The 24,055-nt window shown below is 72.8% G+C and carries 19 protein-coding genes; 6 read left to right on the top strand and 13 right to left on the bottom strand.

Going from position 1 to position 24,055, the window contains the following annotated elements:
• Nucleotides 1–195: 195 nt before the first annotated feature.
• Nucleotides 196–1,764 (top strand): sodium:solute symporter family protein, encoded by a 1,569-nt coding sequence (locus ACYF6T_RS11330; protein WP_461695632.1) that lies wholly within the window; start codon nucleotides 196–198, stop codon nucleotides 1,762–1,764.
• A 221-nt stretch (nucleotides 1,765–1,985) separates the two neighbouring features.
• Nucleotides 1,986–2,408, top strand: coding sequence for an SsgA family sporulation/cell division regulator (locus tag ACYF6T_RS11325; RefSeq protein WP_461695631.1), 423 nt, complete (start codon nucleotides 1,986–1,988; stop codon nucleotides 2,406–2,408).
• Nucleotides 2,409–2,425: 17 nt separating this feature from the next.
• Here ACYF6T_RS11325 and ACYF6T_RS11320 read toward each other — a convergent pair whose 3' ends face one another.
• Together ACYF6T_RS11320 and ACYF6T_RS11315 are read right to left on the bottom strand one after the other, a co-directional pair.
• Nucleotides 2,426–3,541 (bottom strand): ADP-ribosylglycohydrolase family protein, encoded by a 1,116-nt coding sequence (locus ACYF6T_RS11320; RefSeq protein WP_461695629.1) that lies wholly within the window; start codon nucleotides 3,539–3,541, stop codon nucleotides 2,426–2,428.
• Nucleotides 3,542–3,702: 161 nt separating this feature from the next.
• The gene (locus ACYF6T_RS11315; protein ID WP_461695628.1) at nucleotides 3,703–7,113 is read right to left on the bottom strand and encodes a tetratricopeptide repeat protein; all 3,411 of its coding nucleotides are present in this window, start codon (nucleotides 7,111–7,113) and stop codon (nucleotides 3,703–3,705) included.
• 111 nt (nucleotides 7,114–7,224) lie between these two features.
• Here ACYF6T_RS11315 and ACYF6T_RS11310 point away from each other — a divergent pair, with 111 nt between their 5' ends.
• Nucleotides 7,225–7,734: a DUF2165 domain-containing protein gene (locus ACYF6T_RS11310; protein WP_461695627.1), complete on the top strand. Its 510-nt coding sequence runs from the start codon at nucleotides 7,225–7,227 to the stop codon at nucleotides 7,732–7,734.
• Between the two features lie 3 nt (nucleotides 7,735–7,737).
• Here the strand turns inward: ACYF6T_RS11310 and ACYF6T_RS11305 are convergent, their stop codons facing one another.
• The 3 genes from ACYF6T_RS11305 to ACYF6T_RS11295 form a co-directional block, all read right to left on the bottom strand.
• On the bottom strand, nucleotides 7,738–8,295 hold the full coding sequence (locus tag ACYF6T_RS11305; RefSeq protein WP_461695625.1) for a hypothetical protein: 558 nt from the start codon (nucleotides 8,293–8,295) through the stop codon (nucleotides 7,738–7,740).
• Nucleotides 8,296–8,367: 72 nt separating this feature from the next.
• Nucleotides 8,368–10,956, bottom strand: coding sequence for a bifunctional FO biosynthesis protein CofGH (locus tag ACYF6T_RS11300; protein ID WP_461695624.1), 2,589 nt, complete (start codon nucleotides 10,954–10,956; stop codon nucleotides 8,368–8,370).
• A 38-nt stretch (nucleotides 10,957–10,994) separates the two neighbouring features.
• Complete coding sequence (locus ACYF6T_RS11295; RefSeq protein ID WP_461695622.1) at nucleotides 10,995–11,843, bottom strand: LLM class F420-dependent oxidoreductase; 849 nt, start codon at nucleotides 11,841–11,843, stop codon at nucleotides 10,995–10,997.
• On the opposite strand from ACYF6T_RS11295, the gene ACYF6T_RS11290 reads away from it, so the two are divergent.
• Together ACYF6T_RS11290 and ACYF6T_RS11285 are read left to right on the top strand one after the other, a co-directional pair.
• Nucleotides 11,736–13,301, top strand: coding sequence for a CehA/McbA family metallohydrolase (locus tag ACYF6T_RS11290; RefSeq protein WP_461695621.1), 1,566 nt, complete (start codon nucleotides 11,736–11,738; stop codon nucleotides 13,299–13,301). The genes ACYF6T_RS11295 and ACYF6T_RS11290 overlap by 108 nt on opposite strands.
• A 64-nt stretch (nucleotides 13,302–13,365) precedes the next feature.
• Nucleotides 13,366–14,496: a hypothetical protein gene (locus ACYF6T_RS11285; RefSeq protein WP_461695620.1), complete on the top strand. Its 1,131-nt coding sequence runs from the start codon at nucleotides 13,366–13,368 to the stop codon at nucleotides 14,494–14,496.
• Here the strand turns inward: ACYF6T_RS11285 and ACYF6T_RS11280 are convergent.
• Nucleotides 14,484–15,308, bottom strand: coding sequence for an endonuclease/exonuclease/phosphatase family protein (locus tag ACYF6T_RS11280; protein ID WP_461695618.1), 825 nt, complete (start codon nucleotides 15,306–15,308; stop codon nucleotides 14,484–14,486). The genes ACYF6T_RS11285 and ACYF6T_RS11280 overlap by 13 nt on opposite strands.
• A 101-nt stretch (nucleotides 15,309–15,409) precedes the next feature.
• Here ACYF6T_RS11280 and ACYF6T_RS11275 point away from each other — a divergent pair, with 101 nt between their 5' ends.
• Entirely contained in the window at nucleotides 15,410–15,802 is a 393-nt protein-coding gene (locus ACYF6T_RS11275) for a nitroreductase family deazaflavin-dependent oxidoreductase (RefSeq protein ID WP_461695617.1), read from the top strand.
• Between the two features lie 20 nt (nucleotides 15,803–15,822).
• On the opposite strand, the gene ACYF6T_RS11270 is transcribed toward ACYF6T_RS11275, so the two are convergent.
• From ACYF6T_RS11270 to ACYF6T_RS11240, 7 genes are all read right to left on the bottom strand, one after another.
• Nucleotides 15,823–16,371, bottom strand: a complete 549-nt coding sequence (locus ACYF6T_RS11270) for a DUF3455 domain-containing protein (RefSeq protein ID WP_461695615.1) — start codon at nucleotides 16,369–16,371, stop codon at nucleotides 15,823–15,825.
• A gap of 135 nt (nucleotides 16,372–16,506) precedes the next feature.
• Nucleotides 16,507–17,961 carry an aldehyde dehydrogenase family protein gene (locus ACYF6T_RS11265; RefSeq protein ID WP_461695613.1) on the bottom strand — a complete coding sequence of 485 codons (1,455 nt, stop codon included), beginning with the start codon at nucleotides 17,959–17,961 and terminating at the stop codon, nucleotides 16,507–16,509.
• A complete protein-coding gene (locus ACYF6T_RS11260; protein WP_461695612.1) occupies nucleotides 17,958–19,688 on the bottom strand; it encodes an N-acyl-D-amino-acid deacylase family protein in 1,731 nt (576 codons plus the stop codon). Before ACYF6T_RS11260 ends, ACYF6T_RS11265 begins: the two co-directional genes overlap by 4 nt.
• 120 nt (nucleotides 19,689–19,808) lie before the next feature.
• Nucleotides 19,809–20,927, bottom strand: coding sequence for an LLM class flavin-dependent oxidoreductase (locus tag ACYF6T_RS11255; protein WP_461695610.1), 1,119 nt, complete (start codon nucleotides 20,925–20,927; stop codon nucleotides 19,809–19,811).
• 96 nt (nucleotides 20,928–21,023) lie between these two features.
• Nucleotides 21,024–21,794 (bottom strand): SDR family NAD(P)-dependent oxidoreductase, encoded by a 771-nt coding sequence (locus ACYF6T_RS11250; RefSeq protein ID WP_461695608.1) that lies wholly within the window; start codon nucleotides 21,792–21,794, stop codon nucleotides 21,024–21,026.
• A 10-nt stretch (nucleotides 21,795–21,804) separates the two neighbouring features.
• Entirely contained in the window at nucleotides 21,805–22,728 is a 924-nt protein-coding gene (locus tag ACYF6T_RS11245) for an LLM class F420-dependent oxidoreductase (RefSeq protein ID WP_461695607.1), read from the bottom strand.
• A complete protein-coding gene (locus ACYF6T_RS11240; protein WP_461695606.1) occupies nucleotides 22,725–23,963 on the bottom strand; it encodes an amidohydrolase family protein in 1,239 nt (412 codons plus the stop codon). Before ACYF6T_RS11240 ends, ACYF6T_RS11245 begins: the two co-directional genes overlap by 4 nt.
• Nucleotides 23,964–24,055 lie beyond the last annotated feature (92 nt).

Raw genomic sequence — 24,055 nt, 5'->3', positions numbered from 1 at the left:
TGTGTGAACGTAGGTCAACTAGCGGAACATTTTTGCCCGCTCTTGACCTTACGCTCGCTTGTCGTGTCCGCTTAACCGAACCCACGATGAGCGGGCACTTCGCGGCCTCGCGCGGCTTGCCTCGCCCCTACCCCGCTCAGGCGAAGTGCCAACCATCTGAGTGGAGTTCACAAGGCGGACCCTGGAAGGGGGCACATGAACAGTCTCGACTGGGTCGTGCTCATCGGCTACTTCGGTGTGATGGTCGCGATCGGCATCTGGTCCCACAAGCAGGTCGGCAACGTCAGCGACTTCTTCACCGCCGGCGGCAAGATGCCCTGGTGGCTGTCCGGCATCTCGCACCACATGTCGGGCTACAGCGCGGTCCTGTTCACCGGGTACGCGGGCATCGCCTACACCTACGGCGTGACGTCCTTCGTGACCTGGTCCTTCCCCATCGCGCTGGGCATCGCCATCGGCTCGAAGCTGTTCGCGCCCCGCATCAACAGGCTCCGCTCGCGACTCGGCGTCGCCTCCCCGCTGGAGTACCTGAAGAACCGCTACGACCTCAAGACGCAGCAGGCGCTGGCCTGGTCCGGCATGCTGCTGAAGATCGTGGACGTGGGCGCCAAGTGGGCGGCGATCGCGACCCTGTTGTCGGTGTTCACCGGGATCACCCTGAACCAGGGCATCCTCATCACCGGCGCGATCACGGCCGTCTACTGCACGATCGGCGGCCTGTGGGCGGACGCGCTGACGGAGCTCGGGCAGTTCGTCATCCAGCTCCTCGCCGGCATCTCGATGTTCGTGGCGGTCGTGCTGAAGCTGAACGACAAGGGCATCGGCTTCTTCGGCGCCTGGGACGAGCCGGCGCTGCACGGGCACGGGAACGGCCTGGCGGGCCCGTACGGCACGGTGTTCCTGCTCGCCTTCCTCTTCATCAAGCTCTTCGAGTACAACGGCGGCATGCTCAACCAGGCCCAGCGGTACATGGCGACGGCCGGTCCGCGGGAGGCCGAGCGGTCGGCGCGGCTGTCCGCGGTGCTGTGGCTGGTGTGGCCGGTGGTCCTGTTCTTCCCGATGTGGATGTCCCCGCTGCTGGTCCACGCGCAGAAGCCGGACGGCTCCGACTCCTACGGCCTGATGACCGAACAGCTCCTCCCCCACGGCCTGTTGGGCCTGGTCATCGTCGGCTTCTTCTCGCACACGATGGCCATGTGCTCCTCCGACGCCAACGCGATCGCGGCCGTGTTCACGCGGGACTGCGCGCCGGTGCTGTCCGCTCGGGCGCGGGCGTGGGACTCGCGGGCGGGACTGGTGGCGGCCCGCGTCACGACCCTGGTCTTCCTCGGGCTGTCCATGGCGGCGGCCACGCAGGTCAACTCGCCCACCTTCAAGGACATCATCACGGTCGTCATCAAGTGGGTGGCCGGTCTGATGGGTCCGATGGCGATCCCGATGATGCTCGGCCTGCTGCGCCCGTTCCGCCGCTCCGGCCCGACGGCGGCCCTCACCAGCTGGGCGCTGGGCCTGCTGGCCTTCTGGCTCGTCAACTACCCCATCAACTGGAACGTGGACGGCGGCGTCCCGCTCCAGTACCAGGTCTCCGTCCCGCTGGCGGTCTCCCTGGTCCTGTACGTCCTCATCGGCTACCTGAAGCCGGAGGACACCCCCGACCGCCTCGCCATCATCGACCGCGTCAACACCGACGGGGACGCGGTCGCGGTGCCCGGGCCGGTGAGCGACGTCGAGGACGTGGTGGGCAGGACGGTGGTGAAGGACTGAGGACGGCGGCCGTGGACTGCCGGATGTGAACCACCGAGCCGCTCGCCTCCCCCTCGTCGAGGGGGAGGCGAGCGGCTCTCTCCGTGCTGCGGGAGTGGCGCACGTCACAGCACTTTCTTGTGCAACTCGCGTAATCACAGCGCCCGTTGCGCGCTCCAAGATCACAGATCGTCCCGCAGTCCGTCCGACCGCCCGCGCCCGCCCCACCCCGGAGACCGCCCATGCGCCACATCACCCTGGAGCAGCCCACCGGCGCCCGTCTGCTCACCCCCGACCAGGAGGAGCTGGCGGTCCCCGTCACCCTCCGCTACGCCTCCGGCGACCCCCTGGCCGTGCACTTCTCCTTCCCGGCCTGGATCTCGCTCGACGGGGAGCAGGTGACCTGGACGTTCGCGCGGACCCTGCTGGAGGAGGGGCTGGGCAGCCCGGTGGGCGTGGGCACCGTACGCGTCCACCCGTCGGGCCCGTCGCGGACGACCGTGGAGTTCCACGCCCCGGAGGGCATCGCCGTGGTCCGCTTCGACACGGCCGCCCTGCATCGCTTCCTGCTGCGCTCGTACGCCGTGACGGAGCCGGGCGCGGAGTCGGAGACGGTGACGCCCCAGTTCGACCGGGGCCTGGCGTCCCTGCTGGACGGCGTGTGAGGCGCCGGGCGGGCCGGTCACGCCCTGGGGTAGCGGACCAGCCAGCCGGGCGACGATCCCGCCGGGCCGTGCAGCGCGGGGCCCTGGGTCATCTCCATGGCGAAGTCGTCGGCCAGTTCGAGCATCGTCGGGCGGCCCTCGAGCTCGGCCAGCCAGGCCGGCGGCAGCGCCGTCTCGCCGTGCAGGGCGCCCAGGAGCCCCCCGGTCAGCGCGCCCGTGGCGCCCGAGGGGCCGTCGTGGTTGACCGCCAGGCACAGGCCGTGCCGGACGTCCTCGCCCACCAGCGCGCAGTACACGGCGGCGGCCAGCACCCCGTCCGCCGTACCGTCCCCGGCCAGTTCGGCGACCCGCTCCGGCGTGGGCATGCCCTGCCGCACCGCGCCCAGGGCGTGTTGCAGGGCCCCCGAGACCGGCTGGTGCCCGGGGCGCGCGGCGAGCAGCCCGAGCCCCCGCTGCACGGCCCCGTCGAGGCTCTCGCCGCGGGCGAGCGCGTGCACGATGACGGCGTACGCGCCCGCCGTCAGGTACGCCGTGGGGTGCCCGTGGGTCTGCGCGGCGCACTCCACGGCCAGCTGGACGACGAGCTGCGGCTCCCAGCCGACGAGCAGCCCGAAGGGCATGGACCGCCCCGCCGCCTCCGGGCCGACCTCGGCCGGGTTCTTGGGCGCCTCCAGGGTGCCCATGGTGTCGTCGCCCAACCCGATGAGCAGGGCGCGGGTCGGGTCCCGGCGCGCGTACAGCCACTCCTCCCGGGCGAGCCAGCCGTCGTCCTTGCGCCGCTCGTCGGGGCCCCAGTCGCGTTGGGTGGCGGCCCAGCGCAGATAGGCCCGGTGCAGATCGGTGGGCGGGTGCCAGGCGCCGGTGTCGCGGCGGACCTGGGCGCGGATGAGGCCGTCCACGGAGAAGAGGGTCAGCTGGGTGAGGTGGGTGACGGCGCCGCGCCGCCCGTAGCCGAACCCCAGGTCGACGAGTCCCTCGGCGCCGTAGGCCTCCCGGATCTCCTCGATCGCGAGCCCGTCGACCGGCGCCCCGAGCGCGTCGCCGACGGCCGAGCCCAGCAGCGCGCCGCGCACCCGGCTGCGGTAGTCCTGTTGTTCCGCACGGCCCCAGACGGCCCCGGCTGTCCCGCTCACCTAGCCCTCCCGATCGGCACCGCCCGCACACTTGACCGTTCAGCACTGTAATCGAACGGGGACCCTGGGTTGAGGGGCCGCGGCATATGCCGGACGTGGGCGGAGTGACGCGGTGGGCGACTTTCGGCCGGGCGGCGCTCGTACGCCCTCCGGCCGGGCGCTCACCCGCCCGTCTGCTCCGAGAAGCGTGCCCGCAGGGCGTCCCGGGTGCGGGAGACCTCGGCGCGGCGGGAGTCGGGCAGGGACCGGTCGGCGCCGGGGCAGCGGGCGAGGAGGGTCAGGAGGTGCAGGAGGTTGGTCAGGTCCTCCCAGTCGGGATGCAGGGCGAGGCCCTCGGCGTACAGCCGGTCGCCCGCCGGCCAGTCACCGCGGCCCCAGAAGACGGCGGCCCGGTCGAAGCTGCGGTAGGCGGAGCCGCCGGGCAGCGGGCCCCTGCGCCCGGCCTCCTCCCACAGCGGCTCGGCGTCGCGCGGGCCGTCGCGCAGGGCCGTGGCCAGGGCCATGGTGTGGGCGCCGAAGAAGGTGTCGTGGGTGTAGAGCCACTCGGCCTCGCCGCGCGCGCGTTCCCAGGTGCCGGAGAGGGCCTCGGCGAACCAGCGCTGTTTCGCGGTCTCCTCGGGGTCGTACCGCCGCAACTCCGCCTCGTGGGCGTTCAGGTAGCGCAGCGCCTCGTCCTGGGCGCCGGACAGGCTCAGCGTGTCGACGATCCTGCTGCGGGCGTAGCCGGACCCGGGCTCCGCCGCCAGGCGTCGTTCCAGGCACGCGCGGGCCGACGGGAGGTCGCCCACGGCGAGGAACACGTCCGCCCGCTCGCTGTGCAGGTGCGCCCGGTCCGGCTGGAGCGCGAGGGCCCGCTCCAGCTCCCCGAACGCCTCGCGGAACCTCCAGCGCTTGCGGTGGGCCGCGCAGCGCCTGGTGAGGACGTCCACCTGGTCGTGGCCGAGTTCCACGGCCCGGTCGAAGTCGGTGAACGCCTCGGCGTCCCGGCCCAGTTCGATCAGCACGCTGCCCCGCAGGGCCCGGACCCAGCCGTCGCCGGGGTCGCGCTCCAGAGCGAGGTCGTAGTCGGCGAGCGCCTGTTCGTTGCGGTACTCCTCCCAGTGCACCAGTCCGCGCATCGCCGGCGCCCAGGCCCCCCGGTCGGCCCGGACCGCCCGGTCCAGATCGGCCCACCGGCCCCGCGGGTCCCCTTCGGCCTGGTTCAGGCGGCTGCGGTGCACCAGCGCCCAGGCGTAGCCGGGGTCGAGCCGGATCGCCTCGTCGTAGGCGGCGCGGGCCTCCTCGTTGCGCCCGAGGGCGGCCAGCGCGTAGCCGCGGCCGGCGTGCGCGGAGGCGTGCTCGGGGTTGAGGGAGCAGGCCCGCCCGAGTTCGGCGACGGCGTCCTCGTACCGCCCGACCAGCCGGTAGGCGTCGCCGCGCTCCGAGGCGACCCAGGCGCGGTCACCGCCGATCTCCACCGCCCGGTCCAGGTCGGCGAACGACTCGTCGAGGCGGGACAGCGCGCGGTAGACCTCGGCCCGGTGCACCAGCGCCCACAGGTAGGTGTCGTCGATCTCCAGCGCCCGGCCGAAGTCGGCGAGCGCCTGCTCGGAGTCGCCGAGGGCGTGCTCGCTGTAGGCCCGGCACGCCCAGGCCACGGCGTCCGCCCGGTCGAGGGCGAGCATGTGGTCGAAGACCGCCAGCGCCTCCCGGTGCCGGTTGAGGTCCTGCAGCACGTCACCGCGTTCGAAGAGGATCGCCCAGTCGTCGGGCCGCAGCCGGTCGGCGAGGTCGAGGTCGGCGAGGGCGGCCTCGTCCTCGCCGAGCAGCGACAGCGCCACCCCGCGTTCGTAGCGGGCCGTCGCCGAGTCGGGGTCCAGGGCGACGGCGCGGTGGCACTCGGTCAGGGCGAGGTCGTACTCCCCCGCCCTGCGCAGCCGCTGCGCCCGCACGCAGTGCGCCTCGGCCCGCTTCGGCGCCTTCAGTCCGCCGTGGCCGAGCAGGACCGCGAGCGCCGCCAGGACGCCGTCCGTCTCCTCGCTGAGCGCCGCGAGGAGGTCGCGCCCCCAGGCCGCCGTCTGCGCCGTCTCGGTCTGCTCCCCGGCGTCGGAGAGGGCCTGCGCGCACACCCGGACCGCCGCCGCGTCCGAGCGGCAGGCGTCGACGACGTCTCCGAGGGCGTCGGGCAGGGCGGTGCGGGGGCGGGCGCACAGGGCGTGGTAGAGCTCCTCCGCCCGCAGCTCGCGCCAGACCGGGTCGGCCCACAGCTCGTCCGCGTCCCGTCCCCCGGCGTCCCGCCCGTCCGCGGCCTGCGCCCGCCACCGGCCGTAGGTCTGCGCGAGGTGGGCGTGGCGTTCGGCCCACTGGTGGGGTGAGCGGGTGCGCTGGAGCCGGAGCATCATCTTGCGCACCACGTCGTGGTAGACCGCCCGGCCGGCCCGGTCGCTCACGAACGGCAGGCCGCGCAGCCAGGTGTACGACCCCACCGCGTCCGCGCCGACGACCGCGCGGAAGACGTCCTCGTCGAGGCGGCGCGGGAAGGCGCAGTCCAGCGCGGCCTTCCGCAGCCGCGGGTCCCGTTCGCCGCGCAGGAACCGGTCGACGGCGGTGGCGGCGGGGTCGGAGACCGTGCCGGGGTCGTTGTCGGCGTGCTCGGCGAGGGTCTTCACCAGCACCGGCAGCCGGTCGGACAAGCGCAGCACGTCCCGTACGACCTGTTCGTCCACCACCCCTTTACTGGCGAGGAGTTGGCGCACCTCCGACTCGGTGAAGGGGTTGAGGGCGCACTCGGTGACGTAGCCGGTGTAGTCGCCCCAGCAGGCGGGGTCGGGGCCGTTCTGTCCGGCCAGGGTGACGACCGTGTTGCCCGGGGGGCTGCCGTAGCGGTTGTGGGCGACGACGTCCGCGAGCCAGGGGTCCAGGAAGGGCGCGGTGCGTTCGTAGGTGTCGAAGAACAGCGCGATCCAGGGCCGTTGCTCGGCGATGCGGTCGAGTTCCGTCAGGAAGACGGGGGTGAGCACCTTCAGGGGTTCCAGGACGAGTTGGACGTCGTCGTGGTTGCGCAGCCGGGGGCTGATGACGGCTCTCAGCCGGTCGGCCTGGTGGGCGACCTGGGCGGGGTCGACGGCGCCCGCGAAGGCGCCGACGCCGGGCAGCATGCCCAGGCCGATGAGCCCGGCCTGGGCCACGACCATGCCGCCCGCGGAAGGAGGCGCGGTTCCGGGGGCGGTCTCGGGGGCGGCCGCGGCCACTTCCGCCTCGTGGCGCCGCTGGCGGTAGGTGGCCAGCAGCTTGTCGAGGGCCTTCAACTCGCAGCCCTGCTCGGCGAACTGGGCGCTGATCGCCGCCATGGCCTCGGGGACGGAGTTGACCGTCTCGTCCAACGTGGCGGTGACCGCGCCACGTTGGACGGCGACCTCGCGCAACTCCCGCACCAGGGAGGACTTGCCGACGCCGGCCATGCCGTGGACGTGGAAGACGAAGCTGTGCCGCTCGTCGTCCAGCGGTATGTCGAAGTTGTTGCGGAAGCGCTCGATCTCGGCGCGCCGGCCGATGAATCCCCCGCGTTTGCGCCGCTCTATGAGCTCCCGCATCGACGGCCGACTCGGCCCCATCCCGTCTCCCCCCGCGCGGAGTGGCGTCCCGGCCTCATTTTGGCTCAATGCGTGCCGCCGGCGCACGACGGGACGGGGAAGGAATGCGGCATGGCCACGAACGCATCACCCACCTCACGAGCCCTCACCCTCACCGCCGCCCTCCTCACCGCCACGGTCGCCCTCTACATCGCCCTCGTCGCCTTCGGCAACATCACGGACTTCGGGACGAACCAGCAGTTCGTCCGGCACGTCCTGGCGATGGACACGACGTTCAAGGACGACGACCTGATGTGGCGGGCGATCACGAACCACGGTGTGCAGGACGCGGTGTACGTCGCGATCATCGTGTGGGAGACGGCCGCCGCGCTCGTGCTGCTCTGGGCGACCTGGCTGTGGGCCCGCCGCGACCACGCGAGCGCCCGCCGGATCTCGACGTACGGCCTGCTCATGCTGATGCTGCTGTTCGGCGCGGGCTTCATCGCGATCGGCGGGGAGTGGTTCGCGATGTGGCAGTCCGACGACTGGAACGGGCTGGACGCGGCGATGCGGGTGTTCCTGCTGAGCGGGGTCGTCCTGCTCGTCGTACAGCTGCCGTCCGGGAGCCGCTCCGCGCAGTGACCGTCAGTCGACGACCCGGACCGTCGTGCCCACCGTGCCGAACGACCACAGGGCCGCCCCGTCCGCCGTGTGCATCCGGATGCCGCCGGTCTGCGTCCCGGAGGCCGGCGGCGGGGAGGAACCGTCGACGGCGTTGGAGAAGGCCACGTTCACGCCCGACTTGACGGTGAAGTACACGATGTGCTCGATCTTCACGCCGTCGGAGCCGGTGATGGGCCCCTGGGCGCGGGTGCCGATGGTGTAGGTGCCGGGGTCGGGGCTCACCGTCCCGGGCCAGACGGTGAAGGTGCGGCGGGCGGCGTCGCTCGCGTCGACCAGCCACACCGTCTTCTTCCCCAGGGAGTAGACGATACGGCGGCCCGTGCCGGAGCCGGCCGGGACGGCGGCCGGCGCGGCCGGCTTCGAGGGGTGCGCGCTCGGGGACGCCGAGGCGCTCGGGGGCGCGGCCACCGCGCTGGGCTTGGCGCCCTTGTCGGCCTGCACGGCCAGGACGGCCACGGCGGCGATCGCTCCCACCGTCAGACCGGTCACCCAGACCTTCGGGGCTGGCACGGCACGCATCTCCTCGGTTACAGGACCCCTGGAACCCGTCGGAACAGGGGTCCGATCATCGTACTGTGATGCCTCCGCTCCTCAGTCCAGCACCGGCAGCAGCTCGGGCAGATGCCCGTCCGAGGCGGCGGCCGCCCGCTGCCGTTCCTCCGGCACCTCGCCGTACAGCGTGGTGCGCGGCCGTGCCGGGCGGCCGGCCGCCTCCGCCACGGCGACCAGGTCCCTGACCGACTTGTACGAGCCGTAGGAGGAGCCGGCCATCCGGGAGATGGTCTCCTCCATCAGCGTGCCGCCCAGGTCGTTGGCGCCCGAGCGCAGCATCTCGGCCGCGCCCTCCGTGCCCAGCTTCACCCAGCTGGTCTGGATGTTGGGGATCCAGGGGTGCAGCAGCAGCCGGGCCATGGCCGTCACCGCCCGGTTGTCCCGCGTCGAGGGGCCGGGCCGGGCTATGCCCGCCAGGTAGACGGGCGCGTTGGTGTGGATGAAGGGCAGCGTCACGAACTCCGTGAAGCCGCCGGTCCGCTGCTGGATGCGGGCGAGGGTGCGCAGGTGGCCGAGCCAGTGGCGGGGCTGGTCGACGTGGCCGTACATCATCGTGGACGAGGAGCGGATGCCGAGCTCGTGCGCGGTCGTGACGACCTCGATCCAGGTGGCCGTCGGCAGCTTGCCCTTGGTGAGGACCCAGCGGACCTCGTCGTCGAGGATCTCGGCGGCCGTCCCGGGGATGGTGTCCAGGCCGGCCTCCTTCGCCGCGGTCAGCCACTCCCGGATGGACATCCCGGTGCGGGTCGCGCCGTTGACGACCTCCATCGGCGAGAAGGCGTGCACGTGCATGCCGGGGACGCGGGCCTTGACGGCCTTCGCGATGTCGAAGTACGCCGTGCCGGGCAGGTCGGGGTGGATGCCGCCCTGCATGCAGACCTCGACCGCGCCCACGTCCCACGCCTGCTGGGCGCGGTCGGCCACCTGGTCCAGGGAGAGCGTGTAGGCGTCGGCGTCGGTGCGGCGCTGGGCGAAGGCGCAGAAGCGGCAGCCGGTGTAGCAGACGTTGGTGAAGTTGATGTTGCGGGTGACGATGTACGTCACGTCGTCGCCGACGGCCGCGCGGCGCACGTCGTCCGCGATCCGGGTCAGCGCGTCCAGCGCGGGGCCGTCGGCGTGCAGCAGCGCGAGGGCCTCGGCGTCCGTCAGCCGGGTCGGGTCGTCGGCCGCCGTCGCCAGCGCCGCCCGGACGTCGGTGTCGATGCGCTCCGGCGCCATGCCGGGCGCGGCCGCCTCGCGCAGGGCGTCCCAGTCGCCGTAGACCTCGTCGAAGTCGTCGCGGCGGTCGGTCGTACGGCCCTCGGTGTCGATGGAGGCGTGCAGGTCGGTCCGGCCGGCGGCGGTGAAGACCTCCTCGGGCTCCTGCCACGGGCGGCCCTCGACGACGGCGTCCGGCAGGGCGAGCCCGGTGTGCGGGTCGGCCAGCGCCCGGACGTGCGGCAGCAGCCGCGGGTCGAGCCACGGCTCGCCGCGCGTGACGAACTCGGGGTAGACGCAGAGACGTTCCCGCAGTGTGAATCCGGCCGCCTCGGAGCGCCGGGTGAGCTCCTCGATGCGCGGCCAGGGGCGCTCGGGGTTGACGTGGTCGATGGTCAGCGGGCTGATGCCGCCCCAGTCGTCGATGCCGGCGCCGATCAGGCGCTCGTACTCGTCGTCGACCAGGTTGGGCGGGGCCTGGAGGCAGGCGCTCGGGCCCATGATGTGCCGGGCCACGGCGACGGTCGCCACCAGTTCGTCCAGCTCGGCGTCCGGCATGCCGCGCATCGCGGTGTCCGGCTTGGCGCGGAAGTTCTGGATGATCAGTTCCTGGATGCCGTGGTAGGCGCGGGAGACGCGGCGCAGCGCGAAGAGGGACTCGGCGCGCTCCTCGTACGTCTCGCCGATGCCGATCAGGAGCCCCGAGGTGAAGGGCACGGAGGAGCGGCCGGCGTCCTCCAGGACGCGCAGCCGGACGGCGGGCTCCTTGTCGGGCGAGCCGTGGTGCGGCCCGCCGGGCTCGGACCACAGCCGGGTCGCGGTGGTCTCCAGCATCATGCCCATGCTCGGCGCGACGGGCTTGAGCCGCTGGAAGTCGGTCCAGCTCAGCACGCCCGGGTTGAGGTGGGGCAGCAGGCCCGTCTCCTCCAGGATGCGGACGGAGATGGCGCGGACGTAGGCGATGGTGTCGTCGTAGCCGTGCGCGTCCAGCCACTCCCTGGCCTCGGGCCAGCGGTCCTCGGGCTTGTCGCCGAGGGTGATGAGGGCTTCCTTGCAGCCGAGGGCCGCGCCCTTGCGGGCGATGTCGAGGACCTCGTCCGGCGACATGAACATGCCATGCCCAGCCCGGCGCAGCCTGCCGGGGACGGTGACGAAGGTGCAGTAGTGGCACTTGTCCCGGCACAGCCGGGTGAGGGGGATGAAGACGCTCTTCGAGTACGTGATGACGCCGGGGCGGCCCGCCTGTTCCAGACCGGCGTCGCGCACCCGGGCGGCGGACGCGGCGAGGTCGGTCAGGTCCTCGCCGCGGGCCTGGAGCAGGACGGCCGCCTCGGCGACGTCGAGGGCGACGCCGTCGCGGGCGCGTTTGAGGGCGCGACGCATGGAGTTGTCGGTAGGGCCGCCGGTTCCGGGGGTCGCGGAAGTCGTCATCCTTCGAGAATACGGTCGTACTGATCAGCGCCCAGGGGTCAGCCCAGGAAGGCCCCGTAACCGTCCAGCGCCCGCAGCACCTCCGCCTCTCCCCCGGGCGGCAGCTGGACCACGACCTCCTCGATGCCCAGGTCCGCGTAGTGGGCGAGCTTGCCGGGGGTCGGGAAGACGGCGTAGGGCACCACCTCCAGCGCATCCGGGTCGCGGCCGGCGTCGGCCCAGGCGGCGCGCAGCAGAGGCAGCGACTCGGTCAGCCCGCGCCCGCCGATGGGCAGCCAGCCGTCCGCGTACGCGCAGATGTGGGCGAACAGCTTCGGTCCGGCCGCTCCGCCGATCAGCGTGCGCGGTCCGACGACCGGGCCGCGCGGCTCGCGCACGGGCTTCGGGTGGGCGTACGAGGCCCGCACGCTCCCGAACTCCCCTTCGTACGGCGTGGGTTCCGGCGCCCACAGCGCCCGCATCAGCGCCATCCGGTCCCGCACCAGCTCCCGCCGGGTGCGCCACTCGACCCCGTGGTCGGCGGCCTCCTCGACGTTCCAGCCGTAGCCGACGCCGAGGGTGAGGCGGCCGGCGGAGAGGTGGTCGAGGGTCGCGGCCTGTTTGGCGAGGTCGATCGGGTCGTGCTGCGCCACGAGGGTGATGCCGGTGCCCAGACCGAGCCGCTCGGTGACCGCGGCCGCCTGGCCGAGGGCGACGAAGGGGTCGAGGGTCCGGCCGTACTCGCGCGGCAGCTCGCCGCCCGCCGGGTACGGGGTGGTCCGCTCGACGGGGATGTGGGTGTGCTCGGGCAGGTACAGCCCGGCGAAACCGCGCTCCTCCAGCTCACGGGCGAGCCGGACGGGGGTGATGGTCTCGTCGGTGAGGAAGACGGTGACGGCGATACGCATGTCCCATCTGTACCGACATCCGGCCCCCCTGTCCATACCGACTGGTCGGTCACCTTCCCCTGCCCTACGGTGGAGAGCGTGACGACGATCCGCGGCACCCTGCCCCCGGGCTCCCCGGATTATGTGTACGTGCCCGTCGACGTACCGCCGTCCGTGCGGGAGTTGAGGGTCTCCTACACCTACGACAGGCCCTCCGTGCCGGCCGGCACCCAGGGCAACGCGCTCGACATCGGCCTCTTCGACGAGCGCGGCACCGAGCGGGGCTTCCGCGGCTGGTCGGGCGGGGCGCGCTCGGAGTTCTTCGTCCGCGCGGACGACGCCACGCCGGGATATGTGCCCGGGCCGGTGCGGGAGGGCACCTGGCATGTGGCGCTGGGCCCGTACACGGTGGCGCCGCAGGGGCTGTCGTACGAGCTGACGGTCACACTGACGTACGGGGAGCCCGGCGAGACGCCGCGACCCGTCTACCCGCCGGAGCGGGCCCGGGGCCGGGGCCGGGCCTGGTACCGCGGCGACTGCCACCTGCACTCCCGGCACTCCGACGGCCGCCGCACACCGGAGGAGATCGCGGCGCTGGCACGGGCGGCGGGCCTGGACTTCATCAACTCCTCGGACCACAACACGCACAGCTCGCACGCGCACTGGGCCCCGTCGGCGGGCGAGGACCTGCTGATCCTGCTGGGCGAGGAGGTGACCACCCGCAACGGCCATGTGCTGGCCCTGGGCACCGACCCGGGGACCTTCGTCGACTGGCGCTACCGCGCCCGGGACGACCGCTTCGGCCACCACGCCCGCCGCATCCGCGAGGCCGGCGGCCTGGTCGTCCCGGCCCACCCGCACGCCGCCTGCATCGGCTGCGCCTGGAAGTTCGGCTTCGCCGAGGCGGACGCGGTGGAGGTGTGGAACGGCCCGTGGACACCGGACGACGAGGTGGCGCTGGCCGAGTGGGACGGGATGCTGGTCGCCTCGGCCGGCTCGGGGTCCTGGCTCCCCGCCATGGGCAACAGCGATGCGCACCGGGCCCCGGACGCCGTGGGCCTGCCGCAGACGGTCGTGCTCGCCGAGGACCTGACCCGGGAGGCGGTCCTGGCGGGCATCCGGGCGGGGCGGTCGTACGTGGCCGAGTCGGCGAACGTGTCGCTGTCCTTCACGGTGACGGCTCAGAGCGGCGAACGCGCCGGTGTCGGGGAGCGGTTGGCGGTCGGCGCCGGAACCCCGGTCACCGTCCGCGCCGAGGTCTCCGGCGCGCCGCGCTGCACGGTGCGGTTCGTCACCGACCAGGGCGTGCTGTTCACCGGTGGCCCGTTGCCGGTCGCGGGGTCGGGAGTCGTGGAGTGGCGCACGACGGCCGCGTACGCGGCCTACGTGCGGGCGGAGTTGCGGCACGAGACGGCGGCGGGGCCGGTGCCGGGGGCGATGGCGGCGTTCACCAATCCGGTGTTCCTGGGGCGTCCGTAGCGGTTGCGCCGGCTCGGGGAACCGCCGGACGATCTCGCGTGTCTTCTGTGCGGAGGAGTGGGTGATGCCGAGAGCGCGGTCGTTGTGGGCGGACTACTGGCCGTTGGCCGTCCTGCCCGTCACCGCCGGAGTGATGGATCTGTTCCTGTGGTGGCGCGGCCAGGCGTGGAGCTGGTCGGACTGGGCGTCCAGTTTCGGTCTGGGAGCGGTCACCACGATGATCGTCGGCATGCTGCTCGCCCGCCGGCAGGGCAACATCCAGGAGGCCCTGGCCGATCTGGAACTGACCGAGAAGGTCGCCTACCTCACGTTCTCGGTGACGGCGCTGCGCCGGGCGAGCGGTCCCGAACGCACCCACAGGGCCGTGTACGACTGCCGGTCGGGCCTGTCGCTGGTGCCCCTCGCCCGGCAGCCCATGCAGGTCGAGTACCTGCGCACGGTCGCCCGGGTGCTGGAGACGGTCACGGACACACTCGGCTCGTCCCTGCACTCCCACGCCCGCTGGACGGCCGAGGACTGGTCCCACCTCGTCACCGCGGTCGAAGGGCTGCGGGAGACCGCCGAGTTCAACGCGAGGAGGTCGGCGATCATGGCCGCCCACTGGTCCGACGGGATCGACACGAGCACGCGGGAGCTGTTGCGGATCGCGACCGGCGGCGTGCCGTTCGACGTCTTCCGCGCCCATTTCACCAAGGGACCGGACCGTATCCGCACCTCCCTCGACTGGCCGGCGCTGACGGAGATGGCGGGGCGCGGCGACGGCACCGTCCGGCTGTCCATGGTCTCCACCGACATTCCGCCCTACACGCTCACCACGCTGGCGGGCTACCACGCCCCCTGGTACCGGGACGGGTCCGGGTCCGGCGAGGTCCGGTACGACCACCCGGACGCCGTGCCCATCCGGCACGCGGAACTCGCCGCCGACGCGTCCGTGCTCCGGGAGGACCGGCGGTCCCGCATCCGGGTGCTGCGGGAGCACTACTCGGCCCGGCTCGACGGCGAGGGCCTGTCGCTGATCCTCGCCACGTTCGCGCTGGGCCCGGACCGCTGCCTGGTCCTCGACGGCAACCACCGGCTGACGGCCGTCACGCAGCTCGTCGCCCAGGGCTGCCCGGCCAGGCTGATCGAGTACCGCCTGACCGCGCCGGTGAGCTCCGCGGTCCTGCCGGACCTGATCCACTATCAGGACGGCTGAGGGGTGTCCGTCAGGTCGGCGACCACCGCCGCGTGGTCCGAGGGCCAGACGCCGTCGACGGGGGCGGCGCCCGCGCGGCGGACGGTGCGGACATGGCCGAGGCCGGTGGGGCCCGGGGGGCCGACGTGGATGTAGTCGATGCGGGCCGGCGGGGCCACCCGGACGTGGGGGTTGGCGGGGTCCCAGGTCGCGGAGGGGGCCGTGGGGTCGGCGTACTCCCAGGCGTCGAGGAAGACCTGGCCCGGCGCGGCGGGGGCCGTCCTGTAGCCGCCGAAGAGCCGGATCTCGTCGGAGTCGGGCCAGGCGTTGAAGTCGCCGGTGATCACGGGCGGGAAGTCGGTGCCGGAGCGGTGGGCCGCCACGAACTCCGCGAGCGCGGTGACCTGTTGGCAGCGGACCGCCGACGCGTCCGGCGCCGAGGTGAGGTGCGTGGTGAAGAACGGGATCTCGAACGAGGGTGCCGCCAGCCGCGTGTGGAAGGCGAGCCGGCCGTCGTCCAGGTGCTCGGGGGCGGGCAGCCGCAGCACCGCCTCCTCCACCACCGGCCAGCGGCTCAGCACCGCGTTGCCGACCTCCACCCCGGGCTCGCCGATCCGCCGCTGCCAGCGGTCCGAGGCCGGTGACGGGGCCCAGGCCCAGTGCAGGCCCAGTTCGTCGGCCAGCCACCCGGCGAGGTTGCCGTCGCCGGCCGACCAGACCTCCTGCAGGCCCACCACGTCCGGCCGCAGGTCCCGCAGCACGGCGAGGACGGCCTTCTGCCGTTCCGCCCAGGCGCCGAAGCGCCACCACACGTTCCAGGTGACCACGCGCATCGCCGGCACCCCGCCCTCTCGTCCGTCCGCCGTACCGCCCGGCCGCTGGGATCATTGAAAGCCACCGGCACCCCCTCCGCTCAGGAAACGGAGCAGCAGCCATGTCCCGTGCCGCAGAGAACAAGTACCGCGCCGTCGCCGCCGTCCAGCGCCGGCTCAACGCCGTGATGCGCCGGCTGCCGACGCAGACGCTGCTGGAGACCACGGGCCGCGTCTCGGGCCGGCCCCGCCGCACGCCGGTGGGCGGGCGGCGGGTCGGGGACTCCTTCTGGCTGGTGTCGGAGTTCGGTGAGCGCTCCCAGTACGTGCGCAACATCAAGGCCGATCCGCGGGTGCGGGTGCGGATCGGGGGACGGTGGCACGAGGGGACGGCCCGTCTCCTGCCCGACGACGACCCGGCCGCCCGGCTGCGGGTCCTGCCCCGCCTCAACAGCGCGGCCGTACGGATGATCGGCACCGGGCAGCTGACGGTACGGGTCGACCTGGACCGCTGACCCTCAGCGCGCCGCGCGCGTCACGCGGCCGGCTTGTAGAAGGCGTACGTCGCCGTGTACGGGACGCTGACCTGGTCCGTTCCGGTGCACGCGGTCGTGGGGGCGACACCGCCGGTGGTGTTCAGGCGCTGGACGTAGGACACGTCCGCGAAGACGCCGGCGCCCCGCGTGGCCGTGGCCTGCAGCAGCAGCTCGGGGACCGCGCCGGTCCTCGGCGAGCTGGCGATGGCCGTGGCGTTCACCGCGCTGCCGTCCACCGTGGAGACCCAGACCGGGCCGCGGGAGTGCAGGGCGACGGTACGGCCCCTCTTGTCCGACAGGGTGGCGGCGGGCTCCAGGAGCTTCCAGGCGCCGTCGGCGCAGGTGTACGTCTGGACGCCCCTGGCGGCGAAGACGCCGGTCAGCTTGTTGCCGTCGGGGACCGCGAGCGCGGCGGGGGCCTGGACGGCCGGGTGGGCGGCGGCGGGTTCGGAGGCGGCGGCGGTGCCGGCCGTGGTGGCGAGGAAGGTGCCGGCGGCCGCGGTGGCGAGCGCGGCGGTGGTCAGGGCGATGCGCTTGGCGAGTTTCACGGGACAACTCCGGGACTGATCCGAGGGGCCATCAGGATGGCCGGGCGACCTCGTCGGGCGCCCTACGGGCCGGACTCTACGGCCGCCTTCCCGGGTGTCACCGGCCGTTGGCCGACAGGTGCCCCAAAGGGCAGCTCACCCCGGCCAGACGATCGCCTGCACCTCCCCATAGGCGTGCAGCGCGTACGAGCCCACGTCCCGGCCCACCCCGCTCTTCTTGAAGCCCCCGAACGGCGCCTCCATGTTGCGGCCGACCGTGTTGACGCCGACGCCGCCCGCCCGCAGGCGCCGGGCCACCCGGAAGGCGCGGGCCACGTCGCCCGACCAGACGTAGTCGATCAGCCCGTAGTCGCTGTCGTTGGCCAGGGCGACGCCCTCGTCCTCCTCCTCGAAGGGGATGACGACGACCACCGGACCGAAGATCTCCTCCCGGGCCACCCGCATGTCGTTCGTGCAGTCGGCGAGGAGGGTCGGGGCGACGTAGAAGCCACGGTCCAGCGCGGGGAGTTCGGCGTCCGTCACCCTCACCGCCCCCTCCTTGCGGCCCAGTTCGACGTACGACTCCACCCGGTCGCGGTGGGCGGCGGAAATCAGCGGGCCGACCGTCGTCTCCGGGTCCCTGGGGTCGCCGACCTTCAAGCGGGCGCAGTAGTGCGCCAGTTGCGCCACCAGCCGGTCGTACACCCCCCGCTGCGCCAGCACCCGCGTCGGCGCCGTGCAGATCTGCCCGCTGTAGAAGGAGAAGGTCGTGCCGATGCCGGCCACCGCGGAGGCCACGTCCGCGTCGTCGAAGACGACCGCTGCGCCCTTGCCGCCCAGCTCCATCAGCTGCCGTTTCAGGGCGCGCCCGCACACCTCGCCGATGCGCTGCCCCACCGCCGTCGACCCGGTGAAGCTCACCATGTCGACGTCGGCCGACTCCACCGCCGCCTCCCCGACGGCCACCGACTGCCCGGACACGACGTTGACCACGCCCCGCGGCACGCCCGCCGCCTCCAGGGCCTCCGCCATGCGGTAGACGGACAGGGGGTCCTGCGGGGCCGGTTTCACGACCACCGTGTTGCCCATGGCCAGCGCGGGCGCGATCTTGCCCGCGGGGTTCGCCCAGGGGTTGTTGTACGACGTGATGCAGGCGACCACCCCGACCGGCTGCCGGACCGCCAGCGCGCCGAACACGCCCGCCCTGCCCATCGGCCCCGCCTCGTTGATCTGCGGCGGGACCGCCCACTCGGCGGGCTCCACGCGCGCGTACCGCCGGAAGCGGGCCATGCCCACGCCGACCTGCATCGCCCGCGCCGTCCCCGTCGTCGCCCCGGTCTCCGCCTGCGCCAGTTCGGCGTACGGCGCGAAGCGGCTGCCGATGACCTGCGCGGCCCGCCCGAGGATCGCCGCCCGTTCCTCCGGTGCCGTCGCCGACCACGGCCCGAAGGCCTCGCGGGCCGCGGCGCAGGCCGCGTGCACCTGATCCCGCGAGGCCTCCGGAGCCCATCCGACGGTCTCCTCGGTGGCCGGGTCGACGACGGCGTAGTGGCCGCCGTCGGGCTCGACCCACGCACCGCCGACGAACAGCCGCTGGCCGTCGCCGTTCAACGCGTGCTCACCGTCCTCGTGTCCCGCCCGGACCGCAGCACCCTCCCCGGCACCGCCCCGCTCACCACGTCGTCCCGGATGGCCTCGACCCCGTTGACCCACACGGCCCGCACCCCGAGGGCCTTGGCGTCCAGCCGCGGGCTGTCACCCGGCAGGTCGTGCACCAGGGTGGCCGGGGCCGCGTCGATCCGCTCGGGGTCGAAGAGCACGAGGTCCGCATGGAAGCCCTCCCGTACCCGGCCCCGCTCCCGCAGTCCGAACAGCTGTGCGGGGTCGTCGGTCAGCATCCTCACCGCCTGCTCCAGGCCGACCAGTCTGCGGCCGCGCAGACAGTCCCCGAGGAAGCGGGTGGTGTACGGCGCCCCGCACATCCGGTCCAGATGCGCCCCGGCGTCGGAGCCGCCCAGCATCACGTCCTCGTGCTGCCAGGTCTCGGCGCGCAGCGCCCAGGAGGCGGGGTCGTTGTCGGTGGGCATGGGCCACAGGACGGTGCGCAGTTCGTCGGCGGCGCAGATCTCCACCAGGCACTGGAAGGGGTCCTGGCCCCGTTCCCGCGCGATGTCCTGGACGACCCGGCCGGTCAGCCCGCGGTTCGCCGCGCTGTAGGTGTCCCCGATGACGTACCGCCCGAAGTTCGCCAGCCGCCGGAAGACGCCGGCCTCCTTGGAGTCGGCGCGGCGCAGCATCTCGGCGCGGACGGCGGGGTCCCCGAGCCGCGCGATGCGCTCCGGCACCGGGAGGCCGAGGACCTCGCCCCAGCCGGGGATCAGGTTCAGCGCGCAGAAGGTACCGAGCGACATGTTCATCGGCGTGAGGATCGGCATGGTCAGCGCGACGACCCGCCCGCCGGCCTTCCGCGCCTGCTCACTCGCCCGCAACTGGCGCGGCACCCGTTCGGGGACGGCCGCGTCGATGGTCAGCACGTTCCAGTTCAGGGGCCGCCCGGCCGCCGCGCTCATCTCCGCGAACAGGTCGATCTCGGCGTCGCTGAACTGGTCCAGGCACCCGGCCACGATCGCCTCGATCTGCGTGCCCTCGTGCTCCCCGACGGCCCGGGAGAGCGCCAGCAGCTCCGCCGGCCGCGCATGCCGGGAGGCGACGGGCTTGCCGTCCCCGTCGGAGTGCGTGGACGACTGCGTGGTGGAGAACCCCCAGGCCCCGGCGTCCATGGCCTCGTGCAACAGCCGTACGATCGCGCCCAGTTGCTCCTCACCGGGCTGCCCGCCGACCGCGTCCGGCCCCATCACGTACCGGCGCAGGGCGCAGTGCCCCACCATGAACCCGGCGTTGACGGCGATCCGCCCCTCGAGGGCGTCCAGGTACTCCCCGAAGGACCGCCAGCTCCACGGCGCCCCCTCCTCCAGCGCCACCAGCGACATCCCCTCGACCTTGGACATCATCCGGCGCGTGTAGTCGGCGTCCTCGGGACGGGCGGGGTTGAGCGGCGCGAGCGTGAACCCGCAGTTCCCGGCGGCGACGGTGGTGACCCCGTGATTGAGGGAGGGCGTCGCGTACGGGTCCCAGAACAGCTGGGCGTCGTAGTGGGTGTGGGGGTCGACGAACCCGGGCGCGAGCACGAGCCCGGAGGCGTCCTCACTGCTCCGGGCCTCCTCGACGACCCTGCCGACGACAGCGATACGCCCGTCCCGGATACCGACGTCGGCGGTGCGGGCGGGGGCGCCGGTCCCGTCGACTACGGTGGCGCCTTTGATGACGTGATCGAGCATGAGGCTCACCTCCTGATGCGGGCTGAGACGACGTACCTGGGGGCGCGGGGCCGTATCGATGCGCGGCTCCGCCGCGTGGGGCGCGACCAGCCCCCACGCACCCGCAGCCGCCGCACAGCCTCAGACAGCACCCCGGAACCGCGACGTCCGGTGCACGGGATCGGTGTCGATCTTCGGAATCACGTGCTCGCCGATCAACCGGATCGTCTGCAGCGTCTCCTCCTTCGGCACCCCCACCGGCAGCCCGAAGCTCAGCTGGTCCGCCCCGGCCTGCTCCCACCGCTTGCACTGCGTGAGCACCTCGTCCGGATCACCGCAGATCAGCAGCTCCTCCTCGATCAGCAGCTCCACGAACTCCGGCGTGTACTCCGGCAGCGTCTCCGGCCACACCGGGAACCCCTCGGGCCGCGGGAAGGTGTCGTGGTACCGGAAGACCAGCGAGGGCAGGTAGTGCAGCCCCCCGTGCACCGCGATCTCGATCGCCTCCGCGTGCGTCGGAGCGCAGATCGCCGTGGTCGTCACCATGACGTTGTCGTTGACGAACTCCCCCACCGGCTCCGCGTTCACGATCGCCGTCTTGTACTGCTCCAGCACCCACTCCATGTCGGAGACCTTCTGGATGCTGAACCCCAGCACGCCGAGCCCCTTCTTCGCGGCCATCGCGTACGATGGCGGCGACCCGGCCGCGTACCACATCGCCGGATGCGACCTGCCGTACGGCTTGGGCAGGACCTTGCGCGGCGGCAGCTGCCAGAACGTGCCCTGGAAGCCGGCGTACTCGTCCTGCATCCACATCTTGGGGAACTCGGCGATGGTCTCTTCCCAGATCTCCTTGGTGTAGTTCATGTCGGTCACCCCGGGGATGAACCCGAGGATCTCGTGCGACCCGGCGCCCCGCCCGCTGCCGAACTCGAAGCGGTTCTCGGTGAGATGGTCGAGCATGGCGACCTTCTCGGCGACCTTCACGGGGTGGTTGACCTGGGCGAGGGGGTTGAAGATGCCGGAGCCGAGGTGGATGCGTTCCGTCGCGTGCGCCAGGTAGCCCAGGAAGACGTCGTTGGCGGAGAGGTGGGAGTACTCCTCCAGGAAGTGGTGCTCGGACGCCCACGCGTACTTGAAACCGGACCTGTCCGCCTGGATGACGTACTCGGTCTCCTCCATCAGCGCCTTGTGCTCGGCGAGCGGGTCGGTCTCGGCGCGCTTGCCCACGTATCCCTGTACAAAGAGCCCGAATTCCAAGGCGGGTCACCATCCCTACGTTCCTGACGCACCGTCAGATTCTCTGCCGCCCGACTGTTGCACCGCCCGCATGCACCGTCAATAGCTGATGGCCCGTCAGATGACGCTGACCCCGGCCAGCCAGCCGCCGTCGATCACGAACGGCTGCCCGGTGATGTAGGAGGAGTCCTCGCACGTCAGGAACAGCGCCAGCCGGGCCACCTCCTCCGGCCGCCCGATCCGTCCGAGCGGCACGAGCTTGCGGTACAGCTCGTCCAGCGCCTTCGCGGTCTCCCCGGGGTCCGCGTCCGGGTCCAGCCGCGCCGGGTTGGACATCGCGGTGTCGACGGCGCCGGGGCACATCGCGTTGACGCGGATGCCCCGGTGGGCCAGCTCCAGCGCGGCGACGCGGGTCAGGCCGAGGATGGCGTGCTTGGTGGCGGCGTACGTGCCGACGGCCGCCATGCCCGTCACGGCCGTGTAGGAGGCGGTGTTGACGATCGTGCCGCCGTCCTCCATGGCCGGCGCCACCGTGCGGATGCCGAGGAAGCAGCCGACCTGGTTGACCCGTACGACCTGCATGAACTCCTCCAGCGGGGTGTCCACGAGGGAGTTGAAGCGCAGGATGCCGGCGTTGTTGACCAGTCCGTCGAGGCGGCCGTACGTCTCCTTGACGCTCCGCACGGCCGAGCGCCACTGCTCCTCCTCGCCGACGTCGAGGTGGACGTAGCGGGCGCCGATCTCCCCGGCGAGGGCCTCGCCCTGCTCGTCGAGGACGTCGGCGACCACCACCTCGGCGCCCTCCGCCCGGAACAGCCGGGCCTCCTGCTCGCCCTGTCCGCGCGCCGCGCCGGTGACGATCACGACGCGTCCGTCCAGCTTGCCCATGCCGTGCTCCTCAGAGGTCGGGGGCCACTTCGGCCGCGAAGGCCGCCATCTGGTCGGTGAGTTCGGTGCGGCCGCGGCTGCGGAAGCGCACCTGGATCTGGTCCACGCCCATCGCGCGGTAGGCGCGCAGGGACTCGGCGAGGGCCTGCGGGGGCCCGCTGAGCGTGCGCCGCCCGACGTCCCAGGCGGGCGTGCCGACGTAGAGCGGCTCGGTGATGGCGCCGATCACGAACGGCCCCTCGGCCCCGGCCTGCGCCCGCAGCCGCCGTACCCGGTCGATCTGCGCCGGCAGCCGGTCCCGCGGGTCGCCCTGGGGCAGCCAGCCGTCGCCCCTGAGCGCGGCCCGGCGGACGGCGGCGGGGGACGATCCGCCCACCCACAGCGGGACGCGCTCCTGCGCCGGGCGGGGACGCTGGCCGAGGTCCGCGAAGTCGTGGTGCTTGCCGTGGTGTTCGGGGAACTCCTCGGGGCCGAGGGCCGCGCGCAGGGCGTCGATCGTCTCGTCGAGCACGGCCCCGCGGTGGTCGAAGTCGACGCCGACCGCCTCGAACTCCTCGCGCACGTGCCCGGCGCCGACCCCGAGGACGAGCCGGCCGCCGGAGAGGTGGTCGACGGTGGCGTACTGCTTGGCGGTGAGCAGGGGGTGCCGCAGGCCCACGACCGCCACGTGGCTCAGCAGCCGGACGCGTTCCGTCACCCCCGCCAGGAAGGCGAGCGTGGCCACGGGGTCGTACCACACCGTGCTCATCGCGGCGGCGAGGCGGCGCGGGATGGCGACGTGGTCGCAGCACGCGACGTAGTCGAAGCCGGCGCGGTCGGCGGTGCGGGCGATCTCCACCAGGTCCGCGGCGCCCGCGGTCGCCTCCCAGGGCTCGGCGTAGAGCGTGCTCTGGGACTGGACGGGGAGCTGGATGCCGTACGGCAGGGCGCTCATGGCCGCCAGAGTCCTTCGGGGGTGAGGCTCAGCAGGTCGATGGCGTTGCCGCGCACGATCCGCTCCACGACGTCGGCGTCCAGGTGGCCCATCTGGGCCTCGGCGACCTGGCGGGACTTGGGCCAGGTGGAGTCGGAGTGCGGGTAGTCGGTCTCGTACAGGACGTTGGCGACGCCGATCGCGTCGAGGTTGCGCAGGCCGAAGGCGTCGTCGAAGAAGCAGCCGTGGATGTGCTCGGCGAACAGCTCCGACGGCGGCCGGTGCACCCTGTCGGCGACCCCGCCCCAGCCGCGGTTCTCCTCCCAGACCACGTCGGCGCGTTCGAGGATGTACGGGATCCAGCCGATCTGCCCCTCCGCGTACATGATCCGCAGGTTGGGGAAGCGCTCGAACTTGCCGCTCATCAGCCAGTCGACCATGGAGAAGCAGCAGTTGGCGAAGGTGATCGTGGAACCGACCGCGGGCGGCGCGTCCTTGGACGTGGAGGGCATACGGCTGCTGGAGCCGATGTGCATGGCGACGACCGTGCCGGTCTCGTCGCAGGCGGCGAGGAAGGGGTCCCACTCGTCGGAGTGCACGGACGGCAGCCCGAGGTGCGGGGGTATCTCGGAGAAGGCCACGGCGCGCACCCCGCGGGCCGCGTTGCGGCGGACCTCGGCGGCGGCCAGCTCCGCGTCCCACAGCGGGATCAGGGTGAGCGGGATCAGCCGGCCCTGGGCCTGCGGGCCGCACCACTCCTCCACCATCCAGTCGTTGTACGCCCGCACGCACAGCAGCCCCAGTTCGTGGTCCTCGGCCTCGGTGAAGGTCTGCCCGCAGAAGCGCGGGAAGCTCGGGAAGCAGACGGAGGACTGGACGTGGTTGACGTCCATGTCGGCGAGGCGGGCCGCCACGTCGTAGGAGCCGGGCCGCATCTGCTCGTAGGTGATGACTTCGAGCCTGATCTCGTCCCTGCTGTAGCCGACGGCGGTGTCCAGGCGGGTGAGCGGGCGTTGCAGCCCCTCGTACAGCCACCAGTCGCCGAGCGGGCCGTCGTCGCCGGGTTCGCCCATGACGGGGCGGAAGCGGCCGCCGAGGAAGGAGATCTCCTTCAGCGGGGCGCGCACGATCCGGGGGCCGGTGTCCAGGTACTTCTTCGGGAGCCGGTCCTGCCAGACGGTGGCGGGCTCCACGGTGTGGTCGTCCACGGAGATGATCAGCGGAAACGCCGGTGTTTCGGTGTCGTGGGTGTCCATGGCGGCCACCGTAGCGCCGATCTGACGGTCCGTCAGCTCCCTGGAACGGGCCCGGCGGACGGGGAGAGCGGGTGAGGACTTTGTGATATCCC

The sequence above is a fragment of the Streptomyces sp. 7R007 genome (genome assembly GCF_054850255.1).
Note: the sequence above shows the minus strand (reverse complement) of the source record. Positions and strands in the feature narration are given on the sequence as shown.

What these genes read in the sequence shown, in the direction of transcription:
- ACYF6T_RS11330 (WP_461695632.1), top strand. Translation starts at nt 196, where the DNA reads ATGAACAGTCTCGACTGGGTCGTGCTCATCGGCTACTTCGGTGTGATG.
- ACYF6T_RS11325 (WP_461695631.1), top strand. Translation starts at nt 1,986, where the DNA reads ATGCGCCACATCACCCTGGAGCAGCCCACCGGCGCCCGTCTGCTCACC.
- ACYF6T_RS11315 (WP_461695628.1), bottom strand. Translation starts at nt 7,113, where the DNA reads ATGCGGGAGCTCATAGAGCGGCGCAAACGCGGGGGATTCATCGGCCGG.
- ACYF6T_RS11310 (WP_461695627.1), top strand. Translation starts at nt 7,225, where the DNA reads ATGGCCACGAACGCATCACCCACCTCACGAGCCCTCACCCTCACCGCC.
- ACYF6T_RS11305 (WP_461695625.1), bottom strand. Translation starts at nt 8,295, where the DNA reads ATGCGTGCCGTGCCAGCCCCGAAGGTCTGGGTGACCGGTCTGACGGTG.
- ACYF6T_RS11300 (WP_461695624.1), bottom strand. Translation starts at nt 10,956, where the DNA reads ATGACGACTTCCGCGACCCCCGGAACCGGCGGCCCTACCGACAACTCC.
- ACYF6T_RS11295 (WP_461695622.1), bottom strand. Translation starts at nt 11,843, where the DNA reads ATGCGTATCGCCGTCACCGTCTTCCTCACCGACGAGACCATCACCCCC.
- ACYF6T_RS11285 (WP_461695620.1), top strand. Translation starts at nt 13,366, where the DNA reads ATGCCGAGAGCGCGGTCGTTGTGGGCGGACTACTGGCCGTTGGCCGTC.
- ACYF6T_RS11280 (WP_461695618.1), bottom strand. Translation starts at nt 15,308, where the DNA reads ATGCGCGTGGTCACCTGGAACGTGTGGTGGCGCTTCGGCGCCTGGGCG.
- ACYF6T_RS11275 (WP_461695617.1), top strand. Translation starts at nt 15,410, where the DNA reads ATGTCCCGTGCCGCAGAGAACAAGTACCGCGCCGTCGCCGCCGTCCAG.
- ACYF6T_RS11260 (WP_461695612.1), bottom strand. Translation starts at nt 19,688, where the DNA reads ATGCTCGATCACGTCATCAAAGGCGCCACCGTAGTCGACGGGACCGGC.
- ACYF6T_RS11250 (WP_461695608.1), bottom strand. Translation starts at nt 21,794, where the DNA reads ATGGGCAAGCTGGACGGACGCGTCGTGATCGTCACCGGCGCGGCGCGC.
- ACYF6T_RS11245 (WP_461695607.1), bottom strand. Translation starts at nt 22,728, where the DNA reads ATGAGCGCCCTGCCGTACGGCATCCAGCTCCCCGTCCAGTCCCAGAGC.
- ACYF6T_RS11240 (WP_461695606.1), bottom strand. Translation starts at nt 23,963, where the DNA reads ATGGACACCCACGACACCGAAACACCGGCGTTTCCGCTGATCATCTCC.